General features: G+C 69.4%; 7 protein-coding genes, 3 rRNA genes and 2 pseudogenes. 4 read left to right on the plus strand and 8 right to left on the minus strand.

Going from position 1 to position 23,215, the window contains the following annotated elements:
* Positions 1 to 158 precede the first annotated feature (158 nt).
* The 4 genes from rrf to HEP85_RS19310 all read right to left on the minus strand — a co-directional run bounded on the left by rrf (position 159) and on the right by HEP85_RS19310 (position 6,525).
* Positions 159 to 275, minus strand: a 5S ribosomal RNA gene (gene rrf / locus HEP85_RS19295).
* 86 nt (positions 276 to 361) lie between these two features.
* Positions 362 to 3,483 (minus strand): 23S ribosomal RNA (locus tag HEP85_RS19300).
* Between the two features lie 316 nt (positions 3,484 to 3,799).
* A 16S ribosomal RNA gene (locus tag HEP85_RS19305) occupies positions 3,800 to 5,325 on the minus strand.
* The 16S, 23S and 5S rRNA genes sit together here, the layout of an rRNA operon.
* Positions 5,326 to 5,973: 648 nt before the next feature.
* The gene (locus HEP85_RS19310) at positions 5,974 to 6,525 is read right to left on the minus strand and encodes a MarR family winged helix-turn-helix transcriptional regulator (protein WP_168528850.1); all 552 of its coding nucleotides are present in this window, start codon (positions 6,523 to 6,525) and stop codon (positions 5,974 to 5,976) included.
* Positions 6,526 to 6,676: 151 nt separating this feature from the next.
* On the opposite strand from HEP85_RS19310, the gene HEP85_RS19315 reads away from it, so the two are divergent.
* Positions 6,677 to 7,951, plus strand: a complete 1,275-nt coding sequence (locus tag HEP85_RS19315) for an MFS transporter (protein ID WP_168528851.1) — start codon at positions 6,677 to 6,679, stop codon at positions 7,949 to 7,951.
* Positions 7,952 to 8,043: 92 nt separating this feature from the next.
* Here HEP85_RS19315 and HEP85_RS19320 read toward each other — a convergent pair whose 3' ends face one another.
* Positions 8,044 to 9,699 carry a SpoIIE family protein phosphatase gene (locus tag HEP85_RS19320; protein WP_168528852.1) on the minus strand — a complete coding sequence of 552 codons (1,656 nt, stop codon included), beginning with the start codon at positions 9,697 to 9,699 and terminating at the stop codon, positions 8,044 to 8,046.
* A gap of 242 nt (positions 9,700 to 9,941) precedes the next feature.
* Positions 9,942 to 11,318, minus strand: coding sequence for an NAD(P)/FAD-dependent oxidoreductase (locus HEP85_RS19325; protein WP_168528853.1), 1,377 nt, complete (start codon positions 11,316 to 11,318; stop codon positions 9,942 to 9,944).
* 373 nt (positions 11,319 to 11,691) lie between these two features.
* Between HEP85_RS19325 and HEP85_RS19330 the strand changes: the two genes are divergently transcribed.
* The gene (locus tag HEP85_RS19330; protein ID WP_168528854.1) at positions 11,692 to 12,456 is read left to right on the plus strand and encodes a TetR/AcrR family transcriptional regulator; all 765 of its coding nucleotides are present in this window, start codon (positions 11,692 to 11,694) and stop codon (positions 12,454 to 12,456) included.
* 513 nt (positions 12,457 to 12,969) lie between these two features.
* Positions 12,970 to 14,953: pseudogene (locus tag HEP85_RS19335) on the plus strand (sigma-70 family RNA polymerase sigma factor).
* A 71-nt stretch (positions 14,954 to 15,024) separates the two neighbouring features.
* Here HEP85_RS19335 and HEP85_RS19340 read toward each other — a convergent pair.
* Positions 15,025 to 18,396, minus strand: a complete 3,372-nt coding sequence (locus HEP85_RS19340; protein ID WP_168528857.1) for a BTAD domain-containing putative transcriptional regulator — start codon at positions 18,394 to 18,396, stop codon at positions 15,025 to 15,027.
* A 512-nt stretch (positions 18,397 to 18,908) separates the two neighbouring features.
* A pseudogene (locus tag HEP85_RS19345) lies at positions 18,909 to 21,003 on the minus strand (asparagine synthase-related protein).
* A gap of 747 nt (positions 21,004 to 21,750) precedes the next feature.
* On the opposite strand from HEP85_RS19345, the gene HEP85_RS19350 reads away from it, so the two are divergent.
* Positions 21,751 to 23,175, plus strand: a complete 1,425-nt coding sequence (locus tag HEP85_RS19350; RefSeq protein WP_329288794.1) for an MFS transporter — start codon at positions 21,751 to 21,753, stop codon at positions 23,173 to 23,175.
* Positions 23,176 to 23,215: the final 40 nt, after the last annotated feature.

The raw sequence follows: 23,215 nt of genomic DNA on the forward strand, positions 1-23,215 counted from the left end.
CACCGAACGCCTTCAGCCCCCACCTCCCGGCAACCGGGGGTGGGGGCTGATTGTTGTGCGGGTATCGAAGGGCCGGCGGCGACACTAAAACGAAGTGGCCCGTAAACGCAGAAAACCCCCGTACCGATTTCCCGGTACGGGGGTCTCCTTCAAAATTTGTTCGGCGGCGTCCTACTCTCCCACAGGGTCCCCCCTGCAGTACCATCGGCGCTGTGAGGCTTAGCTTCCGGGTTCGGAATGTAACCGGGCGTTTCCCTCACGCTATGACCACCGAAACACTATGAAACTGTCAACCGGAGCCGTGGCATAGCTACGACGGTTGTTCGTGGTTTCAGAACCAACACAGTGGACGCGAGCAACTGAGGACAAGCCCTCGGCCTATTAGTACCGGTCACCTCCAGCGGTTGCCCGCCTTCCAGATCCGGCCTATCAACCCAGTCGTCTACTGGGAGCCTTAACCCCTCAAAGGGGGTGGGAATACTCATCTCGAAGCAGGCTTCCCGCTTAGATGCTTTCAGCGGTTATCCCTCCCGAACGTAGCCAACCAGCCATGCCCTTGGCAGGACAACTGGCACACCAGAGGTTCGTCCGTCCCGGTCCTCTCGTACTAGGGACAGCCCTTCTCAATATTCCTACGCGCACAGCGGATAGGGACCGAACTGTCTCACGACGTTCTAAACCCAGCTCGCGTACCGCTTTAATGGGCGAACAGCCCAACCCTTGGGACCGACTCCAGCCCCAGGATGCGACGAGCCGACATCGAGGTGCCAAACCATCCCGTCGATATGGACTCTTGGGGAAGATCAGCCTGTTATCCCCGGGGTACCTTTTATCCGTTGAGCGACGGCGCTTCCACAAGCCACCGCCGGATCACTAGTCCCGACTTTCGTCCCTGCTCGACCCGTCGGTCTCACAGTCAAGCTCCCTTGTGCACTTACACTCAACACCTGATTACCAACCAGGCTGAGGGAACCTTTGGGCGCCTCCGTTACTCTTTAGGAGGCAACCGCCCCAGTTAAACTACCCATCAGACACTGTCCCTGATCCGGATCACGGACCCAGGTTAGACATCCAGCACGACCAGACTGGTATTTCAACGACGACTCCACCATGGCTGGCGCCATGACTTCAAAGTCTCCCAGCTATCCTACACAAGCCGAACCGAACACCAATATCAAACTGTAGTAAAGGTCCCGGGGTCTTTCCGTCCTGCTGCGCGAAACGAGCATCTTTACTCGTAGTGCAATTTCACCGGGCCTATGGTTGAGACAGTCGAGAAGTCGTTACGCCATTCGTGCAGGTCGGAACTTACCCGACAAGGAATTTCGCTACCTTAGGATGGTTATAGTTACCACCGCCGTTTACTGGCGCTTAAGTTCTCAGCTTCGCCACCCCGAAGAGTGACTAACCGGTCCCCTTAACGTTCCAGCACCGGGCAGGCGTCAGTCCGTATACATCGCCTTACGGCTTCGCACGGACCTGTGTTTTTAGTAAACAGTCGCTTCTCGCTGGTCTCTGCGGCCACCCCCAGCTCACCGAGTAAATCGGATCACCAGTGATGGCCCCCCTTCTCCCGAAGTTACGGGGGCATTTTGCCGAGTTCCTTAACCATAGTTCACCCGAACGCCTCGGTATTCTCTACCTGACCACCTGAGTCGGTTTAGGGTACGGGCCGCCATGAAACTCGCTAGAGGCTTTTCTCGACAGCATAGGATCATCCACTTCACCACAATCGGCTCGGCATCAGGTCTCAGCCTTGATGTGCGACGGATTTACCTATCACACGGCCTACACCCTTACCCCGGGACAACCACCGCCCGGGATGGACTACCTTCCTGCGTCACCCCATCACTCACCTACTACAGGTCTGGTCCGTCGGCTCCACCACTCCCCTTTGCCCGAAGGCTCCGGGGCGGCTTCACGGACTTAGCATCGCCTGGTTCAATGTTTGACGCTTCACAGCGGGTACCGGAATATCAACCGGTTATCCATCGACTACGCCTGTCGGCCTCGCCTTAGGTCCCGACTTACCCTGGGCAGATCAGCTTGACCCAGGAACCCTTAGTCAATCGGCGCACACGTTTCTCACGTGTGTATCGCTACTCATGCCTGCATTCTCACTCGTGAACCGTCCACCACTGCCTTCCGGCGCGGCTTCACCCGGCACACGACGCTCCCCTACCCATCACAGCGGGCGTTGGCCCTATTGCTGCAATGACACGACTTCGGCGGTACGCTTGAGCCCCGCTACATTGTCGGCGCGGAATCACTAGACCAGTGAGCTATTACGCACTCTTTCAAGGGTGGCTGCTTCTAAGCCAACCTCCTGGTTGTCTGTGCGACTCCACATCCTTTCCCACTTAGCGTACGCTTAGGGGCCTTAGTCGATGCTCTGGGCTGTTTCCTCTCGACCATGGAGCTTATCCCCCACAGTCTCACTGCCGCGCTCTCACTTACCGGCATTCGGAGTTTGGCTAAGGTCAGTAACCCGGTAGGGCCCATCGCCTATCCAGTGCTCTACCTCCGGCAAGAAACACACGACGCTGCACCTAAATGCATTTCGGGGAGAACCAGCTATCACGGAGTTTGATTGGCCTTTCACCCCTAACCACAGGTCATCCCCCAGGTTTTCAACCCTGGTGGGTTCGGTCCTCCACGACCTCTTACAGCCGCTTCAACCTGCCCATGGCTAGATCACTCCGCTTCGGGTCTTGAGCGCGCTACTAAATCGCCCTATTCGGACTCGCTTTCGCTACGGCTTCCCCACACGGGTTAACCTCGCAACACACCGCAAACTCGCAGGCTCATTCTTCAAAAGGCACGCAGTCACGAGATATGTGCAAGCACATATCCGACGCTCCCACGGCTTGTAGGCACACGGTTTCAGGTACTATTTCACTCCGCTCCCGCGTGTACTTTTCACCATTCCCTCACGGTACTATCCGCTATCGGTCACCAGGGAATATTTAGGCTTAGCGGGTGGTCCCGCCAGATTCACACGGGATTTCTCGGGCCCCGTGCTACTTGGGTGTTTCTCAAACGAGCCGTTGATGTTTCGACTACGGGGGTCTTACCCTCTACGCCGGACCTTTCGCATGTCCTTCGCCTACATCAACGGTTTCTGACTCGTCTCACGGCCGGCAGACCGTGAAAGAGAAATCCCACAACCCCACATACGCAACCCCTGCCGGGTCTCACACGTATATGGTTTGGCCTCATCCAGTTTCGCTCGCCACTACTCCCGGAATCACGGTTGTTTTCTCTTCCTGCGGGTACTGAGATGTTTCACTTCCCCGCGTTCCCTCCACTTGCCCTATGTGTTCAGGCAAGGGTGACAGCCCATGACGACTGCCGGGTTTCCCCATTCGGAAACCCCCGGATCAAAGCCTGGTTGACGACTCCCCGGGGACTATCGTGGCCTCCCACGTCCTTCATCGGTTCCTGGTGCCAAGGCATCCACCGTGCGCCCTTAAAAACTTGGCCACAGATGCTCGCGTCCACTGTGCAGTTCTCAAACAACGACCAACCACCCATCACCCCCGGTTCACACCGGAGTTCACTGGGGCCGGCACTGAAGGCAGCCAACAATCGGCCGTACCTTCAGACACCCAACAGCGTGCCCGACACACTCCCCGCTTCCCTCACTCTTTCCACGCCCCGAAGGACAGTACTCGAAGGAGAAGACGATCAAGTGTGCCGAATAATCAACGTTCCACCCATGAGCAACCACCGTCGAACGTTTGCCGACGTAGTGGCCTCTGACCTCACCCCGGAGGGATCGGTAAGAAGTGCTCCTTAGAAAGGAGGTGATCCAGCCGCACCTTCCGGTACGGCTACCTTGTTACGACTTCGTCCCAATCGCCAGTCCCACCTTCGACAGCTCCCTCCCACAAGGGGTTGGGCCACCGGCTTCGGGTGTTACCGACTTTCGTGACGTGACGGGCGGTGTGTACAAGGCCCGGGAACGTATTCACCGCAGCAATGCTGATCTGCGATTACTAGCAACTCCGACTTCATGGGGTCGAGTTGCAGACCCCAATCCGAACTGAGACAGGCTTTTTGAGATTCGCTCCGCCTCACGGCTTCGCAGCTCATTGTACCTGCCATTGTAGCACGTGTGCAGCCCAAGACATAAGGGGCATGATGACTTGACGTCGTCCCCACCTTCCTCCGAGTTGACCCCGGCAGTCTCCTGTGAGTCCCCATCACCCCGAAGGGCATGCTGGCAACACAGAACAAGGGTTGCGCTCGTTGCGGGACTTAACCCAACATCTCACGACACGAGCTGACGACAGCCATGCACCACCTGTACACCGACCACAAGGGGGCGACCATCTCTGGCCGTTTCCGGTGTATGTCAAGCCTTGGTAAGGTTCTTCGCGTTGCGTCGAATTAAGCCACATGCTCCGCTGCTTGTGCGGGCCCCCGTCAATTCCTTTGAGTTTTAGCCTTGCGGCCGTACTCCCCAGGCGGGGAACTTAATGCGTTAGCTGCGGCACCGACGACGTGGAATGTCGCCAACACCTAGTTCCCACCGTTTACGGCGTGGACTACCAGGGTATCTAATCCTGTTCGCTCCCCACGCTTTCGCTCCTCAGCGTCAGTAATGGCCCAGAGATCCGCCTTCGCCACCGGTGTTCCTCCTGATATCTGCGCATTTCACCGCTACACCAGGAATTCCGATCTCCCCTACCACACTCTAGCTAGCCCGTATCGAATGCAGACCCGGGGTTAAGCCCCGGGCTTTCACACCCGACGTGACAAGCCGCCTACGAGCTCTTTACGCCCAATAATTCCGGACAACGCTTGCGCCCTACGTATTACCGCGGCTGCTGGCACGTAGTTAGCCGGCGCTTCTTCTGCAGGTACCGTCACTTTCGCTTCTTCCCTGCTGAAAGAGGTTTACAACCCGAAGGCCGTCATCCCTCACGCGGCGTCGCTGCATCAGGCTTTCGCCCATTGTGCAATATTCCCCACTGCTGCCTCCCGTAGGAGTCTGGGCCGTGTCTCAGTCCCAGTGTGGCCGGTCGCCCTCTCAGGCCGGCTACCCGTCGTCGCCTTGGTGAGCCACTACCTCACCAACAAGCTGATAGGCCGCGGGCTCATCCTTCACCGCCGGAGCTTTCAACCCACCCAGATGCCCAGGCAGGTATTATCCGGTATTAGACCCCGTTTCCAGGGCTTGTCCCAGAGTGAAGGGCAGATTGCCCACGTGTTACTCACCCGTTCGCCACTAATCCACCCCGAAGGGCTTCATCGTTCGACTTGCATGTGTTAAGCACGCCGCCAGCGTTCGTCCTGAGCCAGGATCAAACTCTCCGTGAATGTTTTCCCGTAATCGGGACGACACCACGAGAGCGGAACCAGGAAGAGGAATAATCCTCCCGGTTCACAGCGTCCTCGCTGTGCGCCTACCCCAAGGGGCAGGACTTTTTCAAAGGAACCTCGCCCCGACCGATCGGCCGGAGACGGGGTATCAACATATCTGGCGTTGATTTTTGGCACGCTGTTGAGTTCTCAAGGAACGGACGCTTCCTTTGTACTCACCCTCTCGGGCTTTCCTCCGGGCGCTTCCCTTCGGTCTTGCGTTTCCGACTCTATCAGACCGTTTCCGTATCCGATTTCCTCGGTGCTTTCCAGGTTTCCGCTCTCGCGTTTCCCTTTCCGGCGGTTCCGACTCTATCAGATCCTTTCGGGCCTGATTCCCAGTCAGTGGGGCTTGTCTTCCCGGCCGTTGGGCCGTTCCGACGTCCCAAACTTTAGCGGATCCTCCCGGCAGGTCCTAATCGGTCCGCCGAGCCCATTCGAATTGAATTCGGGCACACCGAATTCGCCCCGGCTGGGAGATCGTGCTGCTGGTTTGGGTGCCGCGTCCGCGGCGGAGGTGCTACCGGAGAACCGTTACGGCTCTGTGGCAACTCGAAGAACCCTACGGATCCAGCAGGGGTGTGTCAACCGCCCCTGTCAAGATCTTTAATCGAGGTCGGTGAGTCGTCCGCCGGCGTCCGGCTGGGCGTGCTCCACGCGGCGGAGGAGACGGGTCAGTACCTCGCCCAGGACACCGCGCTCGTCGGCGGAGAGGTCCTGGAGAAGGTCCTCCTCGAAGACCGTGGCCAGGCGCATGGCCTCCAGCCACTTCTCGCGCCCCTCGCCCGTCAGCTCCACGATGACCCGCACCCGGTTCGACTCGTCGCGCTCCCTGGTGACGAGACCCTCCGCGACCAGGCGGTCGATCCGGTGGGTCATCGCGGCCGGGGTCAGCCCCAGTCGCTTCGCCAGGTCGCTCGGACCCATGCGGTATGGGGCGCCGGCCAGCACGAGGGCCTTGAGCACCTCCCACTCGGCGTTGCTGATGCCGAGGTTGGCGGTCTGCCGGCCGTAGGCGACGTTCATCCGGCGATTGAGACGGCCGAGCGCCGAGACGATCTTCTCGACCTGAGGGTCGAGGTCCTGGAACTCGCGCTGATAGGCGGCGATCTGCTCTTCGAGTGTCGGCTCGCCGCCGACGCCGGGGGTGTCGGCCATGGCGGAAGTATCGCATGGCTCGCTTGGCGTTGAAGTCCTTCTAGGTGTAGAGTTCAACTTCTAACTTTAGCTTCGAAGTCTTCAGGCTTGCACCCTTGCGGGGTGCGGGCCTGTTTCTTCGCGACCAAGGCAGGTGAAAGTGACCAGGGCGATGGGCGCAGCGATGCGCCGGATCCACGTAGGCAACGCACTCGGAGCGTTCGGGCTCGGCTTTACCGTCCCCTTCCTCTATGTCTATGTGGCGCAGGTGCGGGGACTCGGCTCCATGACGGCGGGCGTCGTGCTCGCCGTCTTCGCCGTGGCCGCGCTCGTGGTGCTGCCGTTCGCCGGGCGCGCCATCGTCCGGCGCGGTCCGCTGCCGGTCCTGCTCACCGCCCTGGCCACCGCCGCCCTCGGAGCGCTGAGCCTGGGGCTCGCGAGCAGCGCCACGACCGTGGTGCTGTCGGCGGCCGCGCTCGGTGCCGGGCAGGCCGTGATGCAGCCGGCGCTGGCGACGATGATCGTGGACTTCTCCACCGCGGACACCCGTTCGCGCGCCTTCGCCACACAGTTCTTCCTGCAGAACCTCGGGCTCGGGGTCGGTGGTCTGATCGGCGGCCACATCGTCGACACGACCCGGGCGGGTTCCTTCACGCTGCTGTTCGGGATCGAGTCGGCGATGTTCCTGGTGCTCGCCGTGATCATGGCGACGGTGCGGATGCCGCGCGCTCCGCGGATCCGGGACGAGGCACCGCAGGCCGACGGCGGCACGTGGAAGCAGCTGCTCGGCAACCGGGCCATGGTGCAGCTGTCCGTGCTGGGCTTCGTACTGTTCTTCGCCTGCTACGGGCAGTTCGAGTCGGGGCTCTCCGCGTACGGCGTCGAGGCGGCCGGGATCTCCACCTCCGCGCTCGGTACGGCGATGGCGGCGAACACGGCGATGATCGTGGTGGCGCAGTTCGCGGTGCTGAAGCTCGTCGAGCGCCGGAAGCGGTCCCGGGTGATCGCCGCGGTGGGGCTCATCTGGGCCGTGGCCTGGGTCGCGGCCGGGTACGCGGGCCTCGGGCACGGCAGCCGGACCATGGCGACGGCCGCGTTCGTCTCGACGTACGCGCTCTTCGGTCTCGGCGAGGCGATGCTGTCGCCGACCGTCGCGCCGCTGGTCGCCGATCTGGCACCGGCGGGTCTCGCGGGGCAGTACAACTCCGCCTTCGCCCTGGTGAAGCAGCTCGCGCTGGCCATCGGTCCGGCGGTGGGCGGGCCGATGGGGGCCTCGCTGCACGGCCCTTATGTCGTGACGTTCCTGCTGTTCTCGCTGGGCATCACGTTCCTGGCAGTGCGGCTCGGGCGGCAGCTCAGTCCGGTGCAGGACCAGCCGTGGCTGGCGAGGAGCAGGGTGGTCGCTCAGGGCGGGGCGACGGCGGAGCCGGTGGCCGCGAACGCCTGACGAACGACGCGGACGCCGGGCCGTCACCACTTCCTGTGGTGGCGGCCCAGTCGTCTGCGTTCTGTGGGACTTCCGGCGGGGGGAGTTCCGGTTCAGGGGGTGGTGCGAGGGAGTGCGAACTCGCACCACACGGCCTTTCCGCCGCCGGGAGTGCGTCTGGAGCCCCAGCCGGAGGCGATCGTGGCGACGATCGCGATGCCCCGGCCGGCCTCGTCCGCGGGTTCGGCGCGGCGGCGGCGCGGGAGGTGGTCGTCGCCGTCGGTGACCTCGATGATCAGCCGGCGGTCGGTGCGGCGCAGCCGCAGACGCATCGGCGGGGTGCCGTGCTGCAGGGAGTTGGCGACGAGTTCGCTGGTGGCGAGGACGCCCAGGTCGTGCAGGTCCGGAGGGAAGCGCCAGCTCGTCAGGACGCCGGAGGCGAAGGCCCGCGCGCGGGGAGCGGCTTCCACCCCGCCCAGCAGTTCCAGCGCGGCGTTGCGGAAGAGCTCGCCGTCGGGGCCCGTGCGGGCCGGGTGCTGGAGGACCAGGACCGCCACGTCGTCGTCGTGGTCCGCGGTGACGCCCGCCGAGCGGACGAGACGGTCGCAGACGACCTGGGGTGTGCCGGTGGCGCCGGCGAGGGCGCGCTCCAGGGCGGCGATGCCCTCGTCGAGGTCCTCGTTGCGGCGCTCCACCAGACCGTCGGTGTAGAGGACGGCCGTCGAGCCGGGTCCCAGTGGGACCGAGCCCGACGCGTGCATCCAGCCTCCGGTGCCCAGGGGCGGTCCGGTGGGTTCGTCGGCCCGCAGCACGGTGCCGTTCTCGTCGCGTACGAGGATCGGGAGGTGGCCCGCCGACGCGTACACGAGCCGGCCCTCGTTGGGGTCGTGGACGGCGTACGCGCAGGTGGCGATCTGGTTGGCGTCGATCTCGGTGGCCAGTCCGTCGAGGAGCTGGAGCACCTCGTGCGGGGGCAGGTCGAGGCGGGCGTACGCGCGCACGGCGGTGCGCAGCTGGCCCATGACGGCCGCGGCCCGCACCCCCCGTCCCATCACGTCGCCGATGACCAGGGCCGTGCGGCCGCCGCCGAGGGTGATCACGTCGTACCAGTCGCCGCCGACCGCTGCCTCGGTGCCGCCGGGCTGGTAGGTGGCGGCGACACGCAGGTCGTCGGGCTCCTCCAGTTCCTGGGGGAGCAGGGAGCGCTGGAGGGTGACTGCGGTCTCGCGCTGGCGGCGCTCGCTGGCGCGCAGCCGCTCGGCCGCCTCGGCGTGGTCGGTGACGTCGGTGGCGAAGATCAGGACGCCGCCGTCGGGGCCGTCCGGGGTGGCGTCGACGGGCGTGCAGGTGAAGGTGTACGAGCGGCCGCCGGGCGCCTTGCGGGACTTGACGGTGCGGGGCTTGGCGCTGCGCAGGACCTGGTCGAGGAGCGGGAGCAGGCCGATCTCCGCGAGCTCGGGGAGCGCCTCGGCCGCGGGCTCGCCGACGGGACGGGCGCCGAAGGCGGCCGCGTAGGCGTCGTTGACGTAGGCGAGGCGGTGGTCGGGGCCGTGCACGAGGGCGACGAGGGCCGGTACGCGGTCGAGGACCTCGCGTACGGGGAGGTCGTCGACGGCGGGGACGGGCTGCTGGTCGTCGGTCAGCCGCTCGGCGCGGGCCGCGGGCACGGCCCCATCACCTCGCCGGTCCGGGGAGGCCATGTGCTCGGTCCGCGCTGCGGCGCGGCGCTGCGTTCCGGGGAGCCGGGCGCTCCAGCGCGTGAAATTCACCGAATCCTTGCCTCGTGATCCTTGCCTGGTGGTGGTCGTCTCCGGTCGGCTCCGGATCCGGTCGGGGTCGGCCCGCGGCGCGGTCGCCGAGGGCTCGCGTCCCCTGGGGGTGCGGCGCTTGGGAAGAAGCCTCGTGGGTGCGGAGAGCGGGCGGTCGGGCCGCCCGAGGTCGTGGACCAGTCTGGCCGACCGGACCGACATCCGTCAGACGCCTGCCTGATCGGTGGAGTTCCTGGGTCCGGTCAGGACGACCCCTTCGGGTCGAGCTTCGGGTCGATCGGATGTTTTCCACCGGCCGCGAGTTCGAACTCCGCTCGGGGGTGTTCGAGGGATCCGAGGGACACGATCTCCCTTTTGAAGACTCCCGCCAAGGTCCATTCGGCGAGTACGCGGGCCTTGCGGTTGAAGGTCGGGACCCTGCTGAGGTGGTAGACGCGGTGCATGAACCAAGCAGGATAGCCCTTCAGCTTTCGGCCGTAGACGTGTGCGACGCCCTTGTGCAGTCCCAGGGACGCGACCGAGCCGACGTACTTGTGGGAGTACGTCTCGAGCGGTTCGCCGCGCAGGGAGTGCGCGATGTTGTCCCCGAGGACGCCGGCCTGGCGCACCGCGTGCTGGGCGTTGGGCGCGGTCTCCGTGCCGGTCTCCGCGGCGGTGACGTCGGGGACGGCGGCGGCGTCTCCCGCGGCCCACGCGTGCGGGGCACCCTCGACGGTGAGCTGGGGCGTGCACCGGAGGCGGCCGCGCGCGTTCAGCGGCAGGTCGGTCGCGGCGAGCACCGGGTGCGGCTTCACTCCGGCGGTCCACACGACCGTACGGGTGGGGAAGCGGGCGCCGTCACTGAGGACGGCGATCCGGTCCGCGCAGGAGTCGAGGCGTGTCTTGAGGCGTACGTCGATGTTGCGGCGGCGCAGCTGGGTGATCGTGTAGGTGCCCATCTCCTCGCCGACCTCGGGCAGGATGCGGTCGGAGGCCTCGACGAGGATCCACTTCATGTCCTCGGGTTCGATGTTGTGGTAGTACCGCGCGGTGTAGCGGGCCATGTCCTCCAGTTCGCCGAGTGCCTCGACGCCCGCGTATCCGCCTCCTACGAAGACGAAGGTCAGAGCCGCGTCACGGATCGCGGGGTCGCGGGTGGAGGAGGCGATGTCCATCTGTTCGATGACGTGGTTGCGCAGGCCGATGGCCTCCTCGACGGTCTTGAAGCCGATGGCGAAGTCGGCGAGACCGGGGATCGGGAGGGCGCGCGAGATCGAGCCGGGGGCGAGGACGAGTTCGTCGTAGGTGAGCTGTTCCGTGCCCCCGCCTTCCTCGGTGGCGAGCGTGCCGAGGGTCGCGGTGCGCCGGGCGTGGTCGATGGAGCGGGCTTCGCCGATGACGATCCGGCACTGGCCGAGGACCCGGCGCAGCGGGACGACCACATGGCGCGGGGAGATCGAGCCGGCGGCCGCTTCGGGAAGGAACGGCTGATACGTCATGTAGGGGTCGGGCGAGACCACGACCAGCTCGACCTCACCCCGTTTAAGTTCCGACTTCAACTTCCGCTGGAGACGGAGGGCGGTGTACATCCCGACGTAGCCGCCGCCGACGATGAGAATGCGCACAGGTTCCTTCACCATCCCATGACGCACCCAGCTCTGGAGTTTGTCCACAGCCTCGACAATTTGTGTGACCGGCCGCCGTGAACGCGGAGGGATGGCCGATTTGCCGGACTGCGAAGGAAATTCGCAGGTCAGCGCGGGCGGGTGGGGGGTGCGGAGGGGGCGCAACCGGGAGGTATCCGACCCGTACTCCGATCGGGGGGCGCTCCGTGCGGAACCTGCCCCTTCTGAATTGACCCCCACTCAACTATGTTCGTGTGTCGACGGGGTGTAGGGGGATGTGCTGGACGAGTCCGCGCGGCGGGTTCGGGAATCAGGCTTGTTCCGCTCGCTCCGCCTTCCAATGGCGGGGGAGTCTCCGGGGGGAGACGTCATTACCGGGGGAACGCTTATGCACATTCAGGACTCTCATTGGTCTTCCGCGCCTGCCATCGCATCCGGTGGCACGGTCGGCGCGGCAGCGGGCGGCAACGGCCGTGGTCCGGGAGACGGATCACGGACGGCGCCGCTGCGCGTGGACGCACAGCGCAATCTGGAACACGTACTGCGCGCGGCGCGCGAGGTCTTCGGCGAGCTGGGATACGGCGCGCCGATGGAGGACGTCGCGCGGCGCGCCCGGGTCGGTGTCGGCACGGTGTACCGGCGCTTCCCGAGCAAGGACGTCCTGGTGCGCCGGATAGCCGAGGAGGAGACCTCCCGGCTGACCGACCAGGCACGCACGGCGCTCGGCCAGGAGGACGAACCGTGGTCGGCGCTCTCGCGCTTCCTGCGGACGTCGGTGGCCTCGGGCGCGGGACGGCTGCTGCCGCCGCAGATCCTGCGTGTCGGTGTCGCGGAGGACGAGCCCGCCGCGGACGAGGCACGGGTGCCGCAGCAGCGCTCCCAACTCGGCGCCGAACTCAGGCTCGTCGAGCAGCGGCCCACGCCCGAGAACGTGGTCGACGACGCCGGTGCGACCGCGCTGCTCGACGTGGTGGGCCGGCTGGTGGACCGGGCACGTGCGGCGGGCGAGCTGCGCACGGACGTGACCGTGGCGGACGTACTGCTGGTGATCGCCACGGCGGCGCCCTCGCTTCCTGACGCCGCTCAGCAGGCCGCGGCCTCGGCCCGGTTGCTGGACATCCTGCTGGAGGGGCTGCGCTCGCGTCCGGCGTGAGCGGCCTCGGACCGGTCCGGCAGGACCGACCGTTCCGGCAGCGGCCGGCCCTTCCCGCGGCGGTGGACCACCGAACGCGGGCGCACCGGCACGCACGCCGTGGACACGCGCCGTAGACACACCCGATGAGCGGCGCCCGCACCACCCGCACCACCGGCACGGCCGCACCGCCCGCACATCCGTACCGCCCGCATATCCGCGCCCCCCGTGGCACCCGTACCGCCCACGCCGCCCGTGCCACCCGCCTCGTCGGGTGGTGCGGGCGCTGCGCGTTCCACGAACGGCATGGGCGGCACACGACGCGGGACATATCACGACATACTGCCCATAGCGGCAACTCCCCTGTCGGATGCAGTTATTGACTATTCCCCAAACGGGTGACCGCTAGAGCTGTCGTGCGGCAAAACCCCACGGACGAGTGGTTGGTCCGTGGGGCGCGGTCCCGCCCCTGAAGCGTGTGGCAATCTGTCCCGGTATTCGGGTCCGAGTGTGTGCAGGCGGGGGCTTTCCGCGATGAGCGTTGACGGGCGGGACGAGTCACTCGGTGACGGCGGCGCGGAGGCGGGCGGCCTGCCCTCGCAGCAGGTCCCCAGCCAGGGCGGACCCCCGGGAGACAGCCTGGGCCCCTCCGGCCCCCGAGGCCCTCCGGCGCCCCGAACCTCCCGAGCCCCTCCGGCAACTCCCAGGGCACCCCCGGCGATCCCAGCGTCCCGGCGCAACGCGACCGCTTCGATCCGCGGGACGTCAGCGGCGTCCTGCCGCCCCCGGTCGAACCTCCGCCGTCCGACACCGATCTGATCGGACGCATGCGCTCGGGCGACGACACCGCGTACGAGGCGCTGTACCGCCGTCACGCGGAGGCCGTCCGCCGTTACGCCCGTACCTGCTGCCGGGACGCGCACACCGCGGACGACCTGACCGCCGAGGTGTTCGCCCGCATGCTCCAGGCGGTGCGCGGCGGCCACGGCCCCGAGCACGCCGTACGCGCGTATCTGCTGACGACGGTCCGCCGGGTCGCCGCGAACTGGACGAAGTCCGCGAAGCGGGAGCAACTGGTCGACGATTTCGCGGTGTTCGCCGCACAGGCCGTGCGCGGTGCCGAGGTCTCCGACGGCGACACGCTCGACCTCGGCGCGGACGCGCGCGCGATGCACGAGGCCGAACAGTCGATGGCCATGCAGGCGTTCCGCTCGCTGCCGGAGCGCTGGCAGGCCGTGCTGTGGCACACGGAGGTCGAGGACGAGTCACCGAGCGAGGTCGCCACCCTCTTCGGGCTGGACGCCAACGGCACCCGTGTCCTCGCCAGCCGCGCCCGCGAAGGCCTCAAGCAGGCCTACCTCCAGGCGCATGTGAGCGCCACGCTCACCCGGGACGAGGAGTGCGCGCGCTACGCCGACCGGCTCGGCGCCTACGCCCGGGGCGGGCTGCGCACCCGGGCCGAGCGCGGGCTGCGCAAACACTTGGAGGAGTGCGCCAAGTGCCGGCTCGCCGCGGGCCAGATCAAGGAGGTCGCCAGCGGTATCCCGGCGGTCGTGCCGGTCGCGGTCATCGGCTGGTTCGGCGCCGCCGGGTACGCGAAGGCCGTCGCGCTCATCGCCGGTGGTGCCGGAGCGGGCGCGGCGGGAGCGGCCGCCGCGGCAGGCGGCTCCGGCGGAGCGGGCGCGGGGGGCGGCGCGGCGGTCTCCGAGGGGCTCGGGGCGCCGGTCAAGGCCGGGATCGCGGCGGGCGTCGTCGCGGTGGCCGCCGCGGCGGTCGCACTCGCCCTGGCTTAAGCAACGAGAGCGGCGCCAAAAAACCCGAGGCCAGGCCCGCCGCGTCGCCCGCAGTCGAAGCACCGCCCCGGCCACCGGCGCTCCCGCCGTCGAAGAGGCCCGCGCCGCAGCAGTCGGTGGCGGCCACCGCGCCCGCCCGCGCCGCCGCCCCGGCACCGAAGCCCACCCCGAAACCCGCGCCCGACCCGTCCCCCGCCCCCACGGAGGCGAAGCCGGAACCCGCTCCGAGCCCCACTCCGCCGCTGCCGCCGCCCCCGGACCCGACACCCAGCCCGACGCCGACGCCCGCGCCGGTCGTCTACCAGTGGAACGAGCTGCGCTACGGCATCACCGGCGACCACACCCGGCCCGAGATGCGGCTCGGCGAGAGCAGCTGGGTCTGGCAGCGATGGGGGATGTCGGTCTCGGACCAGCGGTACGCGCACGGGGTGACCGTCCACGGCACGTCCTCCGTCACCATCGACCTCAACCGCAGCTGCTCGGCGTACGAGGCTCAGGTCGGCGTCGACGACCTGACGATGGGCCTGGGCCGGGTCAGCTTCTCCGTCTACGCCGACGGAGCACGCCTGTGGCGGTCGCCGCTGGTCAAGGGCGGCGACCGGACGATCCCCGTCCGGGTGAATCTCAACGGCCGGAGGACGATCCGGCTCGTCGTGGAACCGCACACGCCGTTCGACTCGGTGGCGCTGGCGGACTGGGCGGAATCGAAGTTCGAGTGCCAGTGAGCCCCGCAGCACGGTGAGCCGCACCGGGAGCCGCCCGGTGAGCCGCCCCGGCCCCACCGGCGGGGCCGGGGTCAAGGACTGTCGGCGGGGTGCTCCTTCGCCGCCTCCGCGAGGTCGCGCAGGGCGTCGTCCGCGGTGAAGTCCGCTCCCCTGGCGCACTCCGACGCGTAACAGTCGGGGCCGAGGGCCGCGCGGGCCGCGACCTCACCACGCTCGGCGGCGGCGCGCTCCAGAGCGGGGCGGGGATGACCGCCGCGCCACCGTGCCCCCGCGGCGAACAGACGGGTCGCGCGAGGATGGTCGCCGAGCCCGGACAGCAGGTCCGCCGCGCTGTCGACGAGCCCTGCCGTCACCACGTCGGCGCACCGCCCCGCCACCGCTGCCCCCAGGGCGTCGGCCATCTTCCGCAGCCCGCGCTCCGGACCGGACTCGGCGGCCGTGATGAGCGCCTCGACCCAGTTCAGCGCCGCCGTGAACTGCGGCGGAGGGGTGCCCCGCAGACTCATCTCGCAGGCCTTCTGCCACATGTCGCGCGCGAGGGCGGTCTCGCCGTCGTCCAGGGCCAGCTGCGCGCGCAGCATCCGGACGAAGGCACGGGAGTCCATCACCCCGTACCGCTCGGCCGCCGCGTCCGCCTCGTCCAGGGCGGCCAGCATCCGCGCGCGCTCGCCGGCGCGGTAGGCGAGTTCGGCCAGCCGCGCCAGCAGGAACGGCGTCTCGGCGTGCGCGCCGACCTCGAACGCGAGCCGCAGCGCCTCCTCGTACTCGGCCTTCGCCTCTTCGTAGAGACCGCGCGCCATGGCCGCCTCGGCGGCGGCGCTGCACACCTGGGCGCGCATCCAGCGGTCACCCACCCGCCGGCTGAGCACACGCAGCTCCGCGAGGTCGTCGTCCACGCCAGGCATACCGCCCGGGGCGTCGACGGCCATGTGCGTACGGAACATCAGGGTGACACCGATCGCCCAGTCGTCCCCGTACGCACGGCAGTTGGCGACCGCCTTCTCCATCGCCGGACGCACGTCGTACGAGCCGCTCAGGAAGAAGGCGGCCATCGGCCAGACGATGCCCGGCATGCTCGCGGCGTCCGGGCCGCCCTTCTCGAAGGCGTCCCGGACCCGTTCCACGTACTCCCGGACGCGCGGATGGTCCTGTTCGTCCAGCGCATCGGTCTCCACCCGCATGAACAGGTGCAGCATCCGTATCCGCATCCGCAGGCGGTGCAGCGGATGGGACTCCTCGCCGCCGGGGGCGTCGAGGAAGGCGTCCAGCGGGTCGAAGCTCTCGAGCCCGACGGGTCCGACGAGCCCGACGGGTCCGACGGGTCCGGCGCACCCGCCGGTGCCGGGCGCCGTCTGCCCGCCGTGCGCGGATCCGGTCGCGTCGAGTACCGCGCCCAGGCGCAGGACGCGGTCGGTCCAGTCGGTGCCCTCGCGGCGGAAGTTGCGCAGCCACCAGAACCATCCCATGGCGAGGACGAGCGAGCCCGCCTCCTCCTCGGCACCGGCGACGACGGAACGGTGGAGGGCCGCCCGGATGTTGTCGAGCTCGGTCTCCAGGCGCCGGATCCAGGGCAGTTGGGCGGCGGAGCGCAGCAGCGGCTCGGCCTGCTCGGCGAGTCCTCGCGCCCACGTACGGTGACGGCGCTCGGCCCCGGCGCGCAGTTCGGGGGCCTCGGCGGCGCGCTCGGCCGCGTACTCGTGGATGGTCTCCAGCATCCGGTACCGCATGCCCCCACCGCCACCCGTGCCGTCGGCACCACTCCCGTCGGCGTCCGCGTCGTACGGGGTCGCCACGACGAGGGACTTGTCGACGAGCGCGCCGACGAGGTGGGCGGCGGGGCCGGTGCACACGGCCTCGGCGGCGGCGAGGTCCCAGCCGCCCGCGAAGACGGACGCCTCGCGCAGCACGGTCCGCTCCCGCTCGTCGAGCAGGTCCCAGGACCAGTCGACGACGGCGCGCAGGGTCTGCTGGCGGGGCAGCACGGTGCGGCTTCCGGAGGTGAGGAGCCGGAAGCGGTCGTCGAGCCGGTCGGCGATCTGCCGTGGTGTCAGCAGACGCAGGCGCGCGGCGGCCAGTTCGATGGCCAGGGGCAGGCCGTCGAGCCGCCGGCAGATCTCGTCCACCGCCGCGGAGTCGCGCAGGGCGGCATCGGCGCCGGGACGCACGGCCGCCGCGCGCTGCGTGAACAGGCGCCGCGCGGGATCGGGCGGGAGGGGCTCGACCGGGCGCACCAACTCACCGGGCACACCGAGGGGTTCGCGGCTGGTGGCGAGGATCGTGAGCCCCGGGCAGTGGGTGAGGAGGGTTTCGGCGAGCTCGGCCGCGGCGCCGATGACATGTTCGCAGTTGTCGAGGATCAGGAGCAGGTCGCGCGCGGAGCAGTACTCGACGAGCAGGGCGAGCGGGTCGTCCTGGCCGATCGCCGTCTCGTTGCTGATCAGCGCGGTCTCGCGCAGACCGAGGGCGCTGACCACGGCACCCGGGACCGCCTCGGGCCGGTCGAGCGGGGCCAGCTCGACCAGCCACGCCTGCGGAAGCCCGGCGGCGGCTTCCTCGGCGAGGCGGGTCTTCCCCGAACCGCCCGGTCCGGTCAGCGTGACCAGGCGTGCCCTCCGCAGATCGGAACGGATGGCACCGAGGTCGGGTTCCCTCCCGACGAACGAGTTCAGACGGGGACGGATGTTGCCGTTCCGCTCCGGCCGGGAGGGTACCGGCGTGGGCCCGGCCTCCTGGTCGAGCAACTCCGCGTGCAGGGAGCGCAGTTCCGGGCCAGGGTCCGTGCCCAGCCCGTCCAGCAGGGCACGGCGCACCTCCTCGTACGCGGCCAGCGCGTCCGCGCCGCGGCCCGCGTCGCGCAGGGCCCGCAGAAGCAGGGCGCGCAGGGCCTCGTCGTACGGGTGGGCGGTCGTCAGCTCCTTCAACTCCGGTACGACGTCGGGGGCGCGGCCCAGTCGCAGGTCCGCCTCGACACGGGTGCGCGTCGCCTCCAGGCGGAGTGCGTCCGGGCGCGTCGCGGCGCTGCGGTCGGGGAGGTCCGCGAAGGCCGGGCCGCGCCACAGGGCGAGGGCCTCGCGCAGGGTGCGGGCGGCGGTACGGGCGTCGCCGTGTTCGAGGGCCGCCGTGCCCTCGCGCACCAGACGCTCGAAGACGAACAGGTCCACGTCGTCCCTGGCGGCGCGCAGGCGGTAGCCGCCGGGCTCCGAGACGACCGCGTCCCTGCCGAGGGTGCGGCGCAGGCGGCCCACCAGGGCCTGCAGTGCCGCCGGCGCGTCCAGTGGGGGGTCGTCCGCCCACACCTCGTCGATCAGGGTTTCCGGGGGTGTGGTGCGGTCGGGGCGGCGGGCCAGGGAGGCGAGCAGGGCGCGGACGCGGGGGCCGCCGACCGTGGTCGGTGTTCCCCGCTCGTCCTGTGCCTGGGCGACTCCCAGGATCCTGTACCGCACGCGTCCATTCTCACCGGCGCCGGTGTGTGGGGCCGAGGGTTTTCCCCGGCCGGGCGTCGCGCCTCCGGCGACCACCCGAAAACCCTTCCTTCGCCCCTACCCGACCCATCCTCCACCTGGGGGCTCCCCCAGACCCCCGCCAAGGGGCTGCCGCCCCTGGACCCCCGCCATCGCCCGAAGGGCTCGTCCTCAAACGCCGGACGGGCTGAAGGTGCGGACCTGCGCTGAAGGGTCGCGGACGGCCCGGAGACACCGGCCTGCACCGAACAGTTCCGAACGGCCCGGAGATGCGCACCCGCACCGGGGAAGCCCCCCTCCCGCAGCCGCCGTCCCACGCGAGGGGCCGTGCCGGTGTGTCGCAGGCCGTCGCTTACGTTCGGATCGAGCAGCGGCTCGCATGCCCGGCCCACGCCTGATCCGGCGGCGACGGCCTCGACACACCGGCACGGCCCCGCCCCACCCCCCACCGACAGCCGACCGGCACCACCACCGCCACCGCCACCACCGGCAAGCTACCCCCGCCCCCCGGCCCCCGCCCCCAACGCCCGCCCCTGCGGCACGATCCCCGCGGGCACCGCCCGCTGCCGCGCGGGCGTCCCCGTCCAGCACGTCCCCGCCGCGCGAGCAACCGCCGCAGCCACAGCTCCAGGGAGACCAGATCCGCGAGCCCGTCCAACGGCAACGGCTCCCCCGCGGCAGCGGCCCGCAGCGCCTTGCGCACGACCCGCGCCTCCACCAGCCCGGCCTGCGCGAGCAACGGCGTGTCGAACAGCGCGATCAGGGAGTCCGCGGCCACCCGCAGCCCCGTCCGCGCGGCCGCCGCCGAGGACGCGTGCGAAGGCGCCCCCACCCGGGCGGCAGTTCGGCCACCCCGGCCCCCTCCAGCACCGTACGCAGAATCTCCGCCCGCGCCCCGGGCTGGACACGCAGCGCCTCCGGAAGGGCGCGGCAGGCGCGGACGACCTGGTTGTCCAGGAACGGCATGTGCAGCCGCTGGAAGCGGATCTCGGCGGCCTGCTCCAGGACACGGAGATCGGCGGCATGGCGCGCGAGCGCCGCACGGGCGCGGAAGTCACCGGGCCGCTGCCCGGGCCCGACCCCCGGCCGACCTGTGGTTCCCTGCAGGCGAACCGATACTTCAGCCAACGCCTCACCGGTCAGCCAACGCGCCGCCGGGCCGGGCCTGGCCCAGGTGAGCGCGGCGAGCGACGCCCCCACGGCCCCGCCTGGTTCCTCGAACCGCCGGTGCATCAGCCGGTCGGCGAGGACGTCGACACCGGTCCGGTACGGCGTACGGGCCAGCCTGCGGGCCGCGCCGTACACGCGCGCGGGAACCATCACCGACCCGTCGGCCTTCGCCAACGCGGCGACGGGTCGCACCAGATGACGTCTCTTGCGGTCCATCAGCAGGTCGGCCAGCCGCGCCGGATGGGCGTCGAGCACCTGCCGGGCCCCGTACCCCGTGAAGTGGTCCGCGCTGCCGGAGGCGAGCCGCGCCCGGTGCCGCGCCGCGGCCACCAGCGACGGTCCTGGCTCGTCGGTCAGCGGGCCGTCCAGGTCGGCGTAAGGAAGGGTCTCCTCGCCCCCGGTGACCACCACGTGGTGCAGCCGGGGATTGGCGGCCAGTGTCCCCGCCCGCTCCAGCTCGGCCTCCCGTCCACGCACCGCGAGGTCGTTGAAGGTGACCGCGAGCAGCCGCTCCCCGGCTCCCGTGCCGTGTCCCAGGACGGTCCCGGGCGCTCCCGGAAGCCCCGCGGCGAGCAGGGCCAGCGTCCCCGAGGCGGGGCCTCCCGAGAGGTCGGCCCCGATCCCGGGCACGGGCATGCCCCGCGCCGCGCGCCGTTCCGCGGGCCCCATCCCGGGCACGGGCCCGGGGTCGATGTCCGTGCCGGGAACGTGCCGGGGCGCGGCGAGCCGCGCGCGCACGGCCTCCACGAGGGCGTCCCGGACGCCGTCCACCGCGCGCTCGGGGTCGGCGGAGGGCGCGGCGACGGCGAGCGAGGCGACGGGTTCGTAGCCGGCGATCTCCCGCGCGCCGGTGCGCAGGATCAGCGCGTGTCCCGGCGGAATGCGCCGCACGCGTTCGTAGGGGGTCGAGTCGTGGACCGCGGCCGGTACGTCGGGGGCGGCGAGCAGGGCCGCCAGATGACCGAAGTCGAGGTTGGCCTCGATGAGGTCGGCGAGGGGCAGCGCGGCGGTCGCGTACGCGGTGCCGCCGGCCCAGGGCGTGTAGAAGACGGGCCGGATGCCGGCGAGATCACCCGCGACGGTGACGCGGCGGCCGACCTGCACGACGGCGGTGTAACTGCCGGACCACGCGGTGAGATGCCGCAGGGCGCCGCCGCGCGCCGCGAAGAGTCCGACCTTGATCTCCTCGTCGCTCGCGCCACAGGTGCCGAGGACCGCGATCCGGTTCTGTGCGCCGGCCTTCACGACGCGGACCTCGTCGGGGCGCCAGTCGCCGACCGCCCAGAGCGGATCGGGGTCGCCCCACAGGAGTTGGGAGCCCACCGGGTGCACGGTCTCGCCGTCGCTTCCGGTGGCGCCCGCCGAACCGATCTCGGGCGCCTTGGCGGCGGTACTGCTCCACCCCACCAACCACCGCATCGACGCCTCCACGGACTGTGGACAACCAGTGCACCGTACGAACTCGGCACCATGCTGCCACGAAGAGTGCGCGCGGGAGGGTTCCTGCGACGGCTTGCGCCCCCTGGAATGCGCCCCCGCGAACGCGTGCGCGCCGCTGGGGAGCGACTGCAAAGCCGATCCGGAACAACTGCGAACACCCGCCGGAGGGGCGGCTGTCAGCGGAGACGGACGAACGGGCCGCCGAGGGAGGGGGTGGATCTGCGACGCGAATGCGCCCCCGATACGCTCCCCTCGGACACCCTGCGCGCCCTCAAGTCACGTGGTAGGAGCGGTAATCACCCGCGAGGGGCACCGTCGATTTTCGGCCAAATCGGCCACGGCCGGACAGCCGCGCACACTCTCCGTACAGGCCCTGCGCACCGCTGGACCGACGCACGGTCCGGGAGGCGGAGTTCGCCTCCCGGACCGGTCCGCCGCCCGCGGGGATGGAGGCGGCGGTGTCCCCCAGCCCACTGGATCCAGTACAGCGGGCCGACCCACGCACCATCCATGGAAGCGCTCCCCCGATGGCCGGAGTAGAGCGCACGGGCGGGCGCACAGCCACACGACAGGAGCACGCCGCAACCGTCCGTACTTCCGTACGGACCACAATCCCGCCATTGGGAACAACGCCCCTTAACGCATGGGATGCGGCGAACTACGCTGGGTTTACGAATGCCGCATGGTTATGCCAGCGCGGCAGCCGTCTGTGTCGAGGGGTGGCGCATGTCCAGGGAGCAACGCGGGCCGAACGAAAAACTCGGCGCCGTTCTCGCCCTCGCGGGAATCAGCAACGCAGGACTCGCGCGGCGCGTCAACGATCTTGGCGCTCAACGCGGGTTGACTCTTCGCTACGACAAGACGTCCGTGGCGCGCTGGGTGTCGAAGGGAATGGTGCCGCAGGGGGCTGCTCCGCACCTCATCGCGGCCGCCATCGGACAGAAGCTCGGCCGCCCGGTGCCGCTCCACGAGATAGGCCTGGCGGACGCGGATCCCGCGCCCGAAGTGGGCCTCGCCTTCCCCCGTGACGTCGGGCAGGCGGTGCGGTCGGCCACCGATCTGTACCGTCTCGATCTCGCCGGGCGCCGGGCCGGCAGCGGCGGCATCTGGCAGTCACTGGCCGGTTCCTTCGCGGTGAGCGCCTACGCGACCCCCGCCTCACGCTGGCTGATAACCCCGGCCGACAGTTCGGTGGCGCGGGACGCGAACCCCGCCGAGGGCTCCGGAGCGCCACTGAAAGTCGGCCACAGCGACGTGCAGAAGCTCCGCGAGGCGGCCGAGGACGCCAGGCGCTGGGACTCCAAGTACGGGGGCGGCGACTGGCGTTCGTCGATGGTGCCGGAGTGTCTGCGCGTCGAGGCGGCTCCGCTGCTGCTCGGCTCGTACTCGGACGAGGTCGGCAGGGCCCTCTTCGGGGCGTCCGCCGAACTCACCCGGCTCGCCGGCTGGATGGCCTTCGACACCGGCCAGCAGGAGGCGGCGCAGCGCTACTACATCCAGGCGCTGCGGCTGGCCAGAGCGGCGGCGGACGTCCCCCTCGGGGGCTACGTGCTCGCGTCCATGTCCCTCCAGGCGACCTACCGCGGCTTCGGCGACGAGGGCGTCGACCTCGCCCAGGCCGCCCTGGAACGCAACCGCGGCCTGGCCACGGCCCGCACGATGAGTTTCTTCCGCCTCGTCGAGGCGCGCGCCCACGCGCGTGCGGGGGACGCCCACGCGGCCGGCGCGGCCCTGCGGGCCGCCGAGGGCTGGCTGGAGCGGGCCCGGGACGGCGACAACGATCCGTCCTGGCTCGGCTTCTACTCGTACGACCGGCTCGCCGCCGACGCGGCGGAGTGCTACCGCGACCTCAAGGCGCCGCGCCAGGTCCGCCGCTTCACCGAGCAGGCGCTGTCGAAGCCGACGGAGGAGTTCGTCCGCTCCCACGGTCTGCGCCTGGTGGTGTCGGCGGTCGCCGAGCTCGAGTCGGGCAATCTGGACGCGGCGTGCGAACAGGGCGTACGGGCCGTGGAGGTCGCCGGGCGCATCTCCTCCGCGCGCACGACCGAGTACGTGAAGGACCTGCTCCACCGGCTGGAGCCGTACGGCGACGAACCGCGCGTGGTGGAACTCCGGGAGCGCGCACGACCGCTGCTGATGGCTCCCGCCTAGACCGTGTCCGACGGCCGTGCCCGGTCGCCCGGCCCTTCGC

The sequence above is a fragment of the Streptomyces sp. RPA4-2 genome (genome assembly GCF_012273515.2).
GTDB lineage: Bacteria > Actinomycetota > Actinomycetes > Streptomycetales > Streptomycetaceae > Streptomyces > Streptomyces kaempferi.